This is a genomic window from Stappia sp. WLB 29 (assembly GCF_023507705.1).
GTDB lineage: Bacteria > Pseudomonadota > Alphaproteobacteria > Rhizobiales > Stappiaceae > Stappia.
Genome location: NZ_JALBGD010000001.1, coordinates 493,131 through 506,372, shown reverse-complemented (window position 1 = coordinate 506,372; position 13,242 = coordinate 493,131). Strand labels below are relative to the sequence as shown.

Below are 13,242 nucleotides of genomic sequence, written 5' to 3'. Positions count from 1 at the left end.
GTGGTCCGCTCAATGGAGACCGAGATGAAACGCACACGGATGTTCGCCTTTGCCCTTGCCACCGTCGCCGCCCTGTCGGGGACCGTCGCCATGGCCGCAGAGCACGAGGTGATGATGCTCAACAAGGGCGCCAAGGGCGTCATGGTGTTCGAGCCGGATCTCATCAGGATCGCCCCCGGCGATACGGTGCATTTCCGCGCCACCAACCCCAGCCACAATGCCGAGACCGTGCAGGGCATGCTCCCCGAGGGCGCCGAAGCCTTCGTCGGCGCCATGAACAAGGACGTCTCGGTCACCTTCACGGAAGAAGGCGTCTACGGGATCAAGTGCAAGCCGCACTTCGCCATGGGCATGGTGGCTGCCGTTGTCGTCGGCGATCCGGTGAACCTCGACGATGCCAAGGCGGTCAAGACGCCGGGCAAGGCCAAGAAGGTCTTCGCGGAGCTGCTCGGCGGCCTGTAAGCCGCCGGCAGCAAAAACGGACGGGCCGGACGGCGCGCGGCCTCCCCCCTCGCGCCGTCCTTGTGGCAGCAGGGCATGAGGAGGCGGGACATGAGCAGATCCCTTCGCGACACCTACTGGCTGACCGGGGGCTTTCGCCCCTTCTTCTTCCTCGGCGCGCTGTCGATGGCTTTGTCGGTGCTGGCGTGGATCCCGATCCTCTCCGGCCACCTCGAGTTGCCGACCGCCTTCCTCCCGCGCGACTGGCACATCCACACCATGCTGTTCGGCGGGGTCTCGGCGATCATCGCCGGCTTTGCGCTGACGGCGGTCGCCAACTGGACCGGCCGGCCGCCGGTGGCCGGCGGCGAACTGCTCGCGCTCGTGCTCCTGTGGCTTGCCGGGCGTATCGCCGTCACGCTCTCGGCGCTGACGGGAGCCTGGGCGGCGATGGCCGTCGATCTCGCCTTTCCGCTCGCGCTGGTCGCCGTCTTCGCCCGCGAGGTGATCGCCGGCGGCAACCTGCGCAACCTGCGCATCGTGGTGATCGTGGCGCTTTACGGCCTTGCCAATGCCGCCTTCCATGCGGAAGCGGCGCTGACCGGCCTTGCCGACCATGCCGCGCGTGCGGGCATCGCCGTGGTGCTGCTCCTCGTCATGCTGATCGGCGGGCGGATCATTCCCGCCTTCACCCGCAACTGGCTGATGCAGCGGCGCAGCCTCGCTCTGCCGGCCGGTTTCACACGGCTCGACGGGGCGGTCATGCTGGTCTCCGCGGCAGCCCTCGCCGTCTGGATCGCGGTTCCGGGTCATCTTGCGACCGCATTGCTGATGCTCGCTGCCGGGCTTGCCAATATCGTGCGCCTGTCGCGCTGGTGCGGGCTGGCGACGCGCAGCGATCCGCTGCTTCTCGTCCTGCATCTGGGCTTTGCCACCGTGCCGCTCGGCTTCGTGCTGGAAGGCCTGTCGATCCTGCTGCCGGGCGTGCTGGAGCCCTCCGCCGCCGCCCATGTGTGGACTGCCGGCACCTTCGGCATGATGACGCTTGCGGTAATGACGCGGGCAAGCCGCGGCCATTCCGGCCATCCGCTGGCCGCCGGCCGGCTGGAAGTGGCGATCTACGCGCTTGTCGCGCTCGGCACGGCCGCCCGTGTTCTGGCGCCCTATGCCGGAAATCTGGGTGGCAACTGGATGGTGCACCTCTTCGCCTGTGCTGCGCTGCTATGGGCGCTGGCCTATCTGCTCTTTGCCGCCGGGTACGCGCGCATGCTGTTGTGGCAGTCGGGCCTGCCGGTGCGCCGACCATGACCGCGGTTGCCGGCGACAGGGTCAGCGAGAGGGCCGGCGGCCCGGATATGACCTGCGCGCTGCCGGTCATCACGCCCTGTGCCGCGCTGCGCCTTGCCGCCTTTCGCTTCTTCGCGATCCTGTTCGCCGCCTATCTGCTGTCCGGTTCGGCCCGTGCGGTGCTGGTCGATCCGGCCGCAGGAGCACTTGTCGGCGCGGCGCTGGAGGCTGTCTGGCTGGTCTCCGCCGGGCTGCTCGGCACCGCCTTGATGCCCTGGGGGCTGCTGACGCCGCGCCGGGCCCTCGCGCTCGCGATGCTGACGGGACTGGGCCTTGGCCTCGGCGATGCGCTGGTGGCGGTCTTCCTGTGCGGGATCCCCGTGCCGCGCCATTTCGCTCGCTTCGCGCAGGTCCATGGCGCCATCCAGGCGGCCGCCTTCCTCACCGCGCTCGTCCTGCCGCTGGCGGTGTCCTTGCAGCGCAGATAAAAATCCTCATGGTCGTGCGGATTTATAAGGTGGAGAGAGCTGGAAACCCGAAGTCCGCATGATCGTGTGGATTTGTTTCCTGTATGAGCGAGTTGTGCTATAAATCCTCACGAACGTGAGGTTTTCCATGAAAATTCCCATCAACGGCCCGCAGGATGTCGGCGCCGTCATACGTGCAACCCGCAAGGCTCAAGGTCTGCGTCAGGACGATGCTGCCGGTAGCATCGGCGTCAGCGAGAACTTCCTGTCCAAGGTCGAGCGGGGCAACCCGTCGGTGAGCTGGGCGAAGTTGTTCGAGGTCATGGACGGGCTCGGCATCCGCATCTCGCTGGATACACCCGTCGACATCGATCCGTTGCCGTCGGCCGGGGGCGGCGCGAAACGATGACCGAACGTTCGCTGGCGGCCTATATCAACGCGCGCAGGATCGGCGAGCTTGTCGACGCGGGAGGCGTGTGGTCCTTCCGTTACGCGGCCAGCTGGCTGCAGTCGCCGGGAAGCTACTTTCTCTCGCCCCACCTTGCTCCGGAAGGCGATCTCGTCACCGACGGGGCCAGCCAGCGGCCGGTTCAGTGGTATTTCGACAATCTGCTTCCGGAAGAGGGGCAGCGAAGCCTTCTGGCCAGCGATGCCAGGATCGACGAGGCCGATGCCTTTGGTCTCCTGGCGCATTACGGGGCGGAATCGGTCGGATCGCTAACGCTCCTGCCGCCCGGCCGCCTGCCGGCAGATACCGGCGAGCGCCGGCCGCTGACCTTCGGGGACCTGTCTGAGCGCATCCGCGGCTTGCCGCGGCTGCCGCTCACCCATGCTGCCCCTAAGCGGATGTCGCTCGCCGGCGCGCAGCACAAGCTGGCGGTCAATTTCGACGGTGAGGCATTCTTCGAGCCTGTCGACGAGACGCCTTCGACACATATCCTCAAGCCCGATCATCCTGACCCGGCCTATGCGCATTCAGCGGCGAACGAGTATTTCGTCATGCGGCTTGCGGCACGCATGCGCCTCCAGGTGCCGCGCGTGGCGAAGCTCTACATTCCCGAACCCGTCTATGTGATCGAGCGGTTCGACCGTGTCAAAACCGGAGCGGGCTGGGAGCGTCTGCATGTCGTCGACGCCTGCCAGTTGCTCAATCTCGACCGCGCCTTCAAATATCATCAGGGCAGCATCGAGCGGCTGGCCGAACTGGCAAACCATTGCCGCAGCGCGGCAGTTGCCCGCAGCCGACTGTTCGAATGGCTGGTCTTCAACGTGCTTACAGGCAATGACGATGCCCACCTCAAGAACCTGAGCTTCCTCGTATCCGGGGCGGGAGTGCAACTCGCCCCGCATTACGACCTGTTGTGTACGGCCGTCTATGACAGCCGTGCCTTCGATCAGGCTGGATGGCCCGACAGGACCACTCTTGCATGGCCTGTTCTCGGTGCCCGCCGGCACGCGGATATCTCTCGTGAAAAGCTTCTGGATGCAGCCGAAGCCCTCGGGCTCGCTCGCCGGACTGGCGAACGTATCCTCGCCTTCCAATCCAGCCGTATATTGGCCGTGGCACAGGAACTTCAGGACGAGATCGAGGCGAAGGACCGGGAGCGATACGCCAACGACCCGAGGGTCCTGACATCGATCACGGCAGAGGCCCGGACAATCCGTGCGGTGATCCACACGATCATCTCGGACACCATACGGCAACTCGGTTGAACGCATGCCCCGAAACGACAAGGCCCCGGACATCGGGTGATGTCCGGGGCCTCGTTTGGCTGTTTTCAGGCCGGGCGATCCGGCCCTTGCCTCAGCTGCAGCCGCTGGTGCTGCCGCAGGTGTCGCACTTCAGGCAGGTGCCGTTGCGCACCATGGTGAAGTTGGCGCATTCCGGGCAGCTCTCGCCCTCGTAGCCCTTCATGCGGGCCTGGGCGATCCGCTCGGCCGCGCTCGGCGCCTGCTGGGCAGGGGCGGGCGTGCTGATCTCGACCCGGGCTGCCGCTTCCGAGCCGCGGGCGAAGGCGGCAGCGACCGCCGTCGTCTGCGCGATCGGCGCATTTCCGAGCTCGGCTGCGATCGCCTTGGTCAGGCTGCCAGCCGGCTCGCCGCCGCCGACCAGGCGGAAGCGCTCGGTCTGGCCGCGGATCAGGCCGTGCGAGACCACACCCTGGTGCCCCTTGCCGCCACGCTCCTCGGCCTCGGCCGAGGCCTTGGCCGACTGGCCGAAGACCTCCGGCGGGACGTGGGCCAGCTCGTGGCGGTCCAGATAGGACACGGCCAGCTCGCGGAACACGTAGTCGAGCACCGAGGTGGCGTTCTTGATCGCGTCGTTGCCCTGCACCATGCCCGCCGGCTCGAACTTGGTGAAGATGAAGGCGTCGACATACTCCTCCAGCGGCACGCCGTATTGCAGGCCGAGCGACACCGAGATGGCGAAGTTGTTGATGAAGGCGCGCAGGGCCGAGCCTTCCTTGTTCATGTCGATGAAGATCTCGCCGAGGCGGCCGTCATCGTATTCGCCGGTGCGCAGGAAGATCGTGTGTCCGCCGATCTTGGCCTTCTGGGTGTAGCCCTTGCGGCGGGTCGGCAGCTTCTCCTGCTGGCGAACGACACGCTCGACGATCCGCTCGACGATCTTCTCGGCGACGATCTCGGCGCGCGCGGCCTGCGGCTGGGCGACCAGCGTCTCGACCGCATCCTCCTCGTCGTCGTCCGCATCGGCGAGCAACTGCGAGTTCAGCGGCTGCGACAGCTTGGATCCGTCGCGGTAGAGGGCGTTGGCCTTCAGCGCCAGGCGCCAGGAGAGCAGGTAGGCCTCCTTGCAGTCGGCGACGGTGGCGTCGTTCGGCATGTTGATCGTCTTGGAGATCGCACCGGAGATGAACGGCTGGGCCGCCGCCATCATGCGGATGTGGCTCTCCACCGACAGGAAGCGCTTGCCGAGGCGCCCGCAGGGGTTGGCGCAGTCGAAGACCGGGTAATGCTCGGTCTTCAGGAAGGGCGCGCCCTCCAGCGTCATGGCACCGCAGACATGGGTGTTGGCGGCTTCGATGTCCTGGCGGGAGAAGCCGAGATGCGCCAGCAGCTCGAACTCCGGATCGTCCAGCTTCTCGGCCGGCACGTTCAGCGCGCCCGTCAGGAAGTCGTCGCCCAGCGTCCAGCGGTTGAACACGAACTTGATGTCGAAGGCGGACTTGAGAGCACCGGCGACCTTGGCCAGCGCCTCGTCGTCGAAGCCGCGCGAGCGAAGCGTCGACGGGTTGATCGCCGGCGCCTGGTCGAGCGAGCCGTGACCGACCGCATAGGCCTCGATCTCGGCGATCTCGCTCTCGGAATAGCCGAGGGTGCGCAGGGCTTCCGGCACCGCGCGGTTGATGATCTTGAAGTAGCCGCCGCCGGCCAGCTTCTTGAACTTCACCAGCGCGAAGTCGGGCTCGATGCCGGTCGTGTCGCAGTCCATGACGAGGCCGATCGTGCCGGTGGGCGCGATGACCGTCGACTGGGCGTTGCGATAACCGTGTTTCTCGCCGAGCTCCAGCGCCCGGTCCCAGGCGAGTTTTGCCCGCTCGACGAGGATCGGCTGCGAGCAGGAGGCATGGTCGAGCGGCACGGGCAGGGTGTTCAGACCCTCGTAGCCGGAGGTCTCGCCATAGGCGGCGCGGCAATGGTTGCGGATGACGCGCAGCATGTGCGGGGCATTGTCCGCATAGCCCGGGAAGGGGCCGAGCTCGCCGGCCATCTCGGCCGAGGTGGCATAGGCGACGCCGGTCATGATCGCGGTCAGGGCGCCGCAGATCGCGCGGCCCTCGTCGCTGTCGTACGGAATGCCCGAGGTCATCAGCAGGCCGCCGATATTGGCGTAGCCGAGGCCCAGCGTGCGGTAGCGATAGGACAGTTCCGCGATCTCCTTGGACGGGAACTGCGCCATCAGCACCGACACCTCGAGCACGACGGTCCACAGGCGGACGCAGTGCTCGTAGGATTCCACGTCGAAATTGCCGTCGGCCTGGCGGAACTGCAGCAGGTTCAGCGAAGCGAGGTTGCAGGCCGTGTCGTCGAGGAACATGTACTCGGAGCACGGGTTCGACGCGCGGATCTCGCCGGAGGCCGGGCAGGTGTGCCAGTCGTTGATGGTGGTGTGGTACTGGATGCCGGGATCGGCCGAGGCCCAGGCGGCATAGCCGATCTGCTCCCACAGCTCGCGGGCCTTCAGCGTCTTGGTGACGCGACCGTCCTTGCGGGCGGTCAGGCTCCAGTCGCCGTCATCCATCACGGCGGTGAGGAAACCGTCCGTCACGCGCACCGAATTGTTGGAATTCTGGCCGGAAACCGTGAGATAGGCCTCCGAATCCCAGTCGGTGTTGTAGGTCGGGAACTCGATCTTGGTGAAGCCCTGGCGCGCGAACTGGATGACGCGCTGGATGTAGTTTTCCGGCACCATCATCTTCTTGGCGGCGCGGATCTCGCGCTTCAAGGCCGGGTTCTTCGCCGGATCGAAACAATCGCCGTTGTCCGCCTCGCAGTTGACGCAGGCCTTCATGATGGCGGTCAGGTGCTTCTGGCAGATCTTCGAGCCGGTGACGAGGGCGGCGACCTTCTGCTCCTCGCGGACCTTCCAGTTGATGTAGTCCTCGATGTCCGGATGGTCGATGTCGACCACCACCATCTTGGCGGCGCGGCGGGTGGTGCCGCCCGACTTGATGGCGCCGGCGGCGCGGTCGCCGATCTTCAGGAAGCTCATCAAACCGGAGGACTTGCCGCCGCCCGACAGCTTCTCGCCTTCGCCGCGGACGCGGGAGAAGTTGGAGCCGGTGCCGGAGCCGTACTTGAACAGGCGCGCCTCGCGGACCCACAGGTCCATGATGCCGTTCTCGTTGACGAGATCGTCCTCGACCGACTGGATGAAGCAGGCATGCGGCTGGGGATGCTCGTAGGCGGTCGCCGAGCGGGTCAGCTCGCCGGTCTGGAAATCGACATAGAAGTGGCCCTGGCTCGGGCCGTCGATGCCGTAGGCCCAGTGCAGGCCGGTGTTGAACCACTGCGGGCTGTTGGGGGCGACCTTCTGGGTCGCCAGCATGTAGCGCAGCTCGTCGTAGAAGGCCTGGGCATCGGCCTCGCTGTCGAAGTAGCCGCCCTTCCAGCCCCAGTAGGTCCAGGTGCCGGCGAGACGGTCGAAGACCTGGCGGGCGTCGGTCTCGGAGCCGTAGCGCTCCTCCTCGGGCAGCTTCTTCAGCGCCTTCTGGTCGGCTTCCTGGCGCCACAGCCAGGAGGGAACGGTGTTCTCCTCGACCGGCTTCAGGCGGGCCGGGACGCCGGCCTTGCGGAAGTATTTCTGCGCCAGAATGTCGGCCGCGACCTGCGAGAACTGGGCCGGAACGTCAATGTTTTCAAGCCGGAAGACGATCGAGCCGTCCGGATTGCGGATCTCGCTGGTGGCAACGCGAAACGCGATGTCGGCATAGGGAGACTGGCCCTCCCTCGTATAACGCCGCTCGATCTTCATCCAAGGCCCCTTTCGTGTCTCCGGCCGCCGGCCGGTCATATTTCGAGAACCCGGCCGTTCGGCCGGCATTGTCTGTCGCGGGCAAGGCCGCATGAATCGATGCCGCGGCCGGACCGCGGGCTTTCCCGTCGCGGATTGGCCGCGAGAGGGCAGGGCGGCCACGCCGCCTCGCCTGCGCATCATTCGATGCGCGGGTTGCCGTCTGCCTGCCTGTTTGAATGCCGCACCCTTTGGACGCGGTCGTTATCTTGGATGATGCCTATATATAGTAGGTCATCTGTCTTGTGTCACGATATATCGACAGCGCAAGGCGCAATTTCCCGATGTCGCGAACCGCCGCGGTCGTGACGCCGAAACCGGGAGACCCGGATACGCTGCTGCAGTTGAAGAGGACGCGGGGCACGCACGGCTTGTCGCCGGCCCCAACCTTGCTGCGATTACCTGACGCCCTGAAACTAGGGTGAATCGTCCGCCGGCGTCAAGCGCTGCGAGCAACCTGTTGTGGCTGCTGGCGTCCGGAGCCCCAAATATAGTGTGTCCGTGTGGATAACGAGGATGAGGGTCGAATCGGCCTTTTGCCGGCAAACGCAGCTCGAGCCCGGCCGGTGCCGGCGTGAGCGCTGCTTGCGGCTTGTTCCCCCACCTTATCCCCGTCGGGCAAGGCGGGCGCGCAGGGCACTTATCCCCGCCGAACCCTTGCAAAACGCGGGGAGGGGATTGCGATCCTCTATCCCCGGCCGCTCCGAAATGGCGGAAAACCGCCATTTCCGTTAAGAGCGATTTTGCGAGATTGCGCAGAATCGTCTCAATTCTTGAGAAATTAGCATCGAACGCGCCGCAATTTTAGAAAGTTTGTCCGAAAATCGTCTTGTCCCGTTCAATCGCGGGGAAATCCGGACGTGGTTCACTGGCATCCTCCGACAGAAGGATGACGCGCTTGGCCCGGATGACGCGGCACTACGCATACGGACTGGATATCGGCGACCTGGATGTCGTGGTCGTCGACGATTCGAAGCCGATGCAGGCGATCCTGCGCTCGACCTTGCTCTCGTTCCGGGTGCGTCGGGTGCGGACCTTCGATACGGCCGAGACGGCGCTGGAGATGATGCGGCTCGACCCGCCCAACTTCGTCATCACGGACTGGCGAATGAAGCCGACGAGCGGGTTGGCGCTGCTGCGCACGCTGCGCCAGCGCAAGATGGCGCCGCTCTGCTTCCTGCCGGTGGTGGTGTGCACCGCCCACGGCACGCGAACGCTGATCGACCGGGTGCTGCGCGACGGGGCCCAGCATGTGGTGGCCAAGCCACTGTCGCCGTCCGGCCTCTACGACCGGCTGATGTGGACGCTGCGCGACGGCCGCCAACTGGTGATGGGCGACGACGGGCGCTATGTCATCGAGGGTGTTGCCGACACGCTCGACGAGAAGGCACGCAAGTGGCAGCAGATCGGCATCGAGCGGGAGATCGTGGCGCCGAAATCCGGGGCGCGGCGCGATCTGGCTGCGACCGCCCAGAAGAAGGATGCGGGCGCAGCGCGCAACGGCTTCGCCACCGTGCGCCCGAAGCGGCCCCAACCGGCCGCCTGAGCCTATCGAGCGCAGGAAAGCCGGTCGCGGGACGCGCCGCCGCATTGCGAAACGGGCAAGGGTGCGCTATGCGAAAGCCAGACAGACAAACCGGGACGCCGCCTTCGATGAAAACGCTGCTGCAATTCTTCACCTGGTGGAACAGCGCGACCTGGGGCACGCGCTTCTTTACCTGGCGCAAGGGCGAGTTCGTCGGAAACGACGAGTTCGGCAATGCCTACTATCGCGAGCGCGGGGGGCGCCGCCGCTGGGTGATCTACAACGGTCTGGCCGAGGCCTCGATGATTCCGCCCGGTTGGCATGGCTGGATGCACCACCGTACCGACACGCCGCCGAGCGAGGTGGACTACACACCGCGCGTCTGGGAGGCGCCGCACCGCAGCAACCGCACCGGCACGCATGAGGCCTACCGTCCGAAGGGCTCGATCCTGACGGGCGAAAGCCGGCCCAAGGTCTCGGGCGACTATCAGGCCTGGACGCCGGAAGGCTGACATTGCTTCATGCGGCAGGTGAAGATCCTGCCGTAACGGATTGAAAAAACGCCGGCCTTCGTGGTCGGCGTTTTCGTTTCTGGGGGGCGGTTGAGGGCGGCCGGTGTGGGGCGGAGGGAAGCGCCATCTCAACGGCTGTCATACCTGCGAAGGCAGGTATCCAGTATCCGCCGGGGCGGATGGTGGCGCGAAGGCAGAAGCCGCTGAAGTCCGGCGGCTGCGCCGGGTGCTCTCTGGAACCGTTCGAGGTTACTGGATCCCGGTCTTCGGCTTCGCCGAAACCGGGATGACATCCTGTGGGTGGGACGAACGACATGCATTCCTTGCCGAGTTGATGACGAGGAGCGAAGGCGGTGCGAGGGGCGCTACCGCTCTGGCAACCAATAGGCCCCGGATCTCGCGATGCTCGTCCGGGGTGACGGCCGAGGGGGGTGGGAGATCGTGCCACTCTCTCGAACCGTCATCTTGGCCGCAGGCGCAGCCGGAGAGCCGGGGGCCATTGGCACCCTCGGCTGGGGGCGCCCCTGCCACTCCCTTCCGTCAGACCGTGCCGCCGAGATCGGCGCCGAGGTCCTGCAGTTCCTTGCCGCCCGCCATCAGGTTCTGCAACTCGTCGATGGTGATCTCGCCGCGCGCATGGGTGCCGAGCGTGCGCCCGCGGTTGAGCACGGTGAAGCGGTCGCCGACCGCATGGGCATGGCGGACATTGTGGGTGATGAAGATGACGCCGAGCCCCTTGGCCCGCACCTGATTGATGTATTTCAGCACCATCGAGGTCTGGGCGACGCCGAGCGCCGAGGTCGGTTCGTCGAGGATCAGCACCTTGGCGCCGAAATAGACTGCCCGGGCGATCGCCACGCATTGCCGCTCGCCGCCGGACAGGGTGCCGACCGCCTGCTGCGGGTCGCGCACGTCGATGCCGATGCGCCGCATCTCCTCGCGCGTCACCGTGTCCGCATGGACCATGTCCATGCGGCGGAACGGCCAGATGCCCTTGAGCGGCTCGCGGCCCATGAAGAAATTGCGGGTGATCGACATCAGCGGGATCATCGCCAGGTCCTGGTAGACGGTGGCGATGCCGGCGTCGAGCGCGTCGCGCGGGCTGTCGAAAGCGACCTCCTGGCCGCCGACGAGGAAGGTGCCCGCCGTCGGCCGATGCACGCCCGAAAGCGTCTTGATCAGGGTCGACTTGCCGGCGCCGTTGTCGCCGAGCAGGCACAGCACCTCGCCGGCATGCACTTTCATCGAGATGCCGCCGAGCGCGATGACCGAGCCGAAATGCTTGACGAGGTCGCGCACCTCGATCAGCGGGACGGCAGGCGCGGGGTCCGAATGTGCAAGAGCTGTCGCGGCCATGGTCAGCGCTCCCCCGTCGCCCGCTTGCGGATGAAGTTGTTGAACAGCACGGCGATCAGCAGCATGCCGCCGAGGAAGACCAGGTACCAGTCCTGGTCGATGGTGGTGTAGGTCAGCCCGATCAGCACCATGCCGAAGATGATGGCGCCGAAGAAGGCGCCGATGGCCGAGCCGTAGCCGCCGGTCAAAAGGCAGCCGCCGATCACCGCCGCGATGATCGCCTCGAACTCCTTCTGGAAGCCGCGGCGGGCATCGGTGGAGCCGGCATCGAGCACGGTGAGGATGGCGACCAGCGCCGCGCACATGGCGGTGACCATGAACAGGACGGTCTTGACCCGGGTGACCGGCACGCCGGAATTGCGCGCCGCATTGGCATCGCCGCCGGCGGCGAAGATCCAGTTGCCGAAGCGGGTGCGCAGCAGCACCCAGGTGGCGATAAGCGCGATGGCCGCGAACCACAGGATCTCGACCGGAACGCCGGTGACCTTGGGCGTGCCGTTTCGGAAAGTGTCGATGTAGTCGTTTGCGGCCAGCCAGGCGAACAGGCTCTCGAAGGCATCGCCCGAAAACAGTTCGAGGATCCAGCCCTCGCCCGCCGCCTCCTTGACGCCGCGCAGCTGGGTAGACCCGTCGGTCGCCCATTTCAGCCCGACCAGGGTGAGGCCTCGCAGGATGAACAGGAAGGCCAGGGTGACAATGAAGGAGGGCAGGCCGGTGCGCAGCACGATCTGGCCGTTGACCGCGCCGATGCCGGCGGCGAAGGCCAGCGTCGCGGCAATGGCGACGATGAGCGGCATGTCCCAGACCACCAGCACCGTGCCGAAGGCAAGGCCGGCGAAGGCGACCATGGAGCCTACCGACAGGTCGAACTCGCCGCCGACCATCAAGAGCGCGGCGCCGATGGCGAGAATGCCGAGTTGGGCGGCAGGCGCCATGAAGTTCATGATGCCGGCGAGCGAGAACATCGCCGGGTTGGCCACCGTGACGAAGAAAAGCGTGACCAGAACCAGCCCGGCCAGCGCGCCGAGCTCCGGCCGGCGCAAAAGCTTCGTCGCAAGCCCCGTCTTCCGCAGCCGCTCGTCGGCGCTGGCGACGGGAGAGGCGCTCGCCTGTGCTTCACTCATCGAACCTGTCCTTCAGATGCCGGCTATCAAGCCGGGGCCGGGCCTGGGCGCCCTGCCGGACTGCTCCGGCAGGGCGGTGTCGGGCGCGGGGATGCCGGATCAGCGAATGCCCTGGGCGGACAGTTCCACCACCTGACCGGCCTTGTCCTTGGTGATCAGGTTCGGACCCGAGGCGACATTGCCGCCGGGCATCAGGCCGAAGCGGGCATGGTTGGCCAGGAACACGACCGGCAGGTAGCCCTGCAGGAACTGCTGCTGGTCGATGGCGAAGGCGGCCTCGCCGTCGGCGACCGCCTGCAGGAAGTTCGCCGACATGTCGAAGGTGGCGACCTTGACCTGCTCGAGCATGCCGCTGTCCTTGACCGCCTGCAGGCTCGGCTCGCCGGCCAGCGCCGCGCCGAGCGCCATGATCGTGTCGATGTCGCCGTCGGAGGCGAGCGCGGCCTTCACCTTGGCCAGGATCTCGGCCGGGTCGTTGGTGGTGGGCAGTTCGGTGACCGAGCCGCCGAAGCCGTCGGCAAAGCCCTTGCAGCGCTGGTCGAGCGAGACGTTGCCGACCTCGTGGTTGACGCAAAGGCCCTTCTTGCCGCCCATCTCGGCCAGCGCCTCGCCGGCCTTCTTGCCCGCGTCGTATTCTTCTTGGCCGACATGGAGCGCAGCGCCGAGCGAGGCCGAGACGTCGGAACCGGAGTTCATCGAGATCACCGGAATGCCGGCGGAGACCGCCTTGCGGATCGAATCGCCGAGCGCGTCGGCATCCGGAATGGAGACGATCAGGCCGGCCGGCTCCTGGTTGACGGCGGCATCGATGAGCTGGGCCATCGCCACCATGTCGAAGGTCTCCGGTGCGCGATAGTCGACCGTGACGCCCATGTCCTCGCCGGCCTTCGCGACGCCGTTCTTCACCACAGACCAGAAGGGATCGGACGCCTGGCCGTGGCTAACCACGATAATGTTGATATCCTGGGCCATTGCCGGTGCAGTGCCGGCAGAG

11 protein-coding genes are annotated in these 13,242 nt (G+C 66.3%); 7 read left to right on the top strand and 4 right to left on the bottom strand.

The window, feature by feature from the left end:
• Positions 1 to 24 precede the first annotated feature (24 nt).
• From MNI96_RS02350 to MNI96_RS02330, 5 genes are all read left to right on the top strand, one after another.
• On the top strand, positions 25 to 462 hold the full coding sequence (locus MNI96_RS02350; protein WP_249690026.1) for a pseudoazurin: 438 nt from the start codon (positions 25 to 27) through the stop codon (positions 460 to 462).
• A gap of 90 nt (positions 463 to 552) precedes the next feature.
• Complete coding sequence (locus MNI96_RS02345) at positions 553 to 1,749, top strand: NnrS family protein (protein WP_249690023.1); 1,197 nt, start codon at positions 553 to 555, stop codon at positions 1,747 to 1,749.
• Complete coding sequence (locus MNI96_RS02340; protein ID WP_249690021.1) at positions 1,746 to 2,216, top strand: hypothetical protein; 471 nt, start codon at positions 1,746 to 1,748, stop codon at positions 2,214 to 2,216. The genes MNI96_RS02345 and MNI96_RS02340 overlap by 4 nt, the downstream gene beginning before the upstream one ends.
• Positions 2,217 to 2,343: 127 nt before the next feature.
• Positions 2,344 to 2,604 (top strand): helix-turn-helix domain-containing protein, encoded by a 261-nt coding sequence (locus MNI96_RS02335; RefSeq protein ID WP_249690019.1) that lies wholly within the window; start codon positions 2,344 to 2,346, stop codon positions 2,602 to 2,604.
• Positions 2,601 to 3,908 (top strand): HipA domain-containing protein, encoded by a 1,308-nt coding sequence (locus MNI96_RS02330; protein WP_249690017.1) that lies wholly within the window; start codon positions 2,601 to 2,603, stop codon positions 3,906 to 3,908. Before MNI96_RS02335 ends, MNI96_RS02330 begins: the two co-directional genes overlap by 4 nt.
• 91 nt (positions 3,909 to 3,999) lie before the next feature.
• Here MNI96_RS02330 and MNI96_RS02325 read toward each other — a convergent pair whose 3' ends face one another.
• Complete coding sequence (locus MNI96_RS02325; protein ID WP_249690015.1) at positions 4,000 to 7,692, bottom strand: vitamin B12-dependent ribonucleotide reductase; 3,693 nt, start codon at positions 7,690 to 7,692, stop codon at positions 4,000 to 4,002.
• Positions 7,693 to 8,620: 928 nt separating this feature from the next.
• Between MNI96_RS02325 and MNI96_RS02320 the strand changes: the two genes are divergently transcribed.
• Positions 8,621 to 9,277, top strand: coding sequence for a response regulator (locus MNI96_RS02320; RefSeq protein ID WP_249690014.1), 657 nt, complete (start codon positions 8,621 to 8,623; stop codon positions 9,275 to 9,277).
• Between the two features lie 107 nt (positions 9,278 to 9,384).
• Positions 9,385 to 9,768, top strand: a complete 384-nt coding sequence (locus tag MNI96_RS02315) for an NADH:ubiquinone oxidoreductase subunit NDUFA12 (protein ID WP_249690012.1) — start codon at positions 9,385 to 9,387, stop codon at positions 9,766 to 9,768.
• Positions 9,769 to 10,308: 540 nt separating this feature from the next.
• On the opposite strand, the gene MNI96_RS02310 is transcribed toward MNI96_RS02315, so the two are convergent.
• From MNI96_RS02310 to MNI96_RS02300, 3 genes are all read right to left on the bottom strand, one after another.
• Complete coding sequence (locus MNI96_RS02310) at positions 10,309 to 11,124, bottom strand: ATP-binding cassette domain-containing protein (protein ID WP_249690009.1); 816 nt, start codon at positions 11,122 to 11,124, stop codon at positions 10,309 to 10,311.
• 2 nt (positions 11,125 to 11,126) lie between these two features.
• Positions 11,127 to 12,248, bottom strand: coding sequence for an ABC transporter permease (locus tag MNI96_RS02305; protein WP_249690007.1), 1,122 nt, complete (start codon positions 12,246 to 12,248; stop codon positions 11,127 to 11,129).
• 99 nt (positions 12,249 to 12,347) lie between these two features.
• Positions 12,348 to 13,220 (bottom strand): sugar ABC transporter substrate-binding protein, encoded by an 873-nt coding sequence (locus tag MNI96_RS02300; RefSeq protein WP_502960296.1) that lies wholly within the window; start codon positions 13,218 to 13,220, stop codon positions 12,348 to 12,350.
• Positions 13,221 to 13,242: the final 22 nt, after the last annotated feature.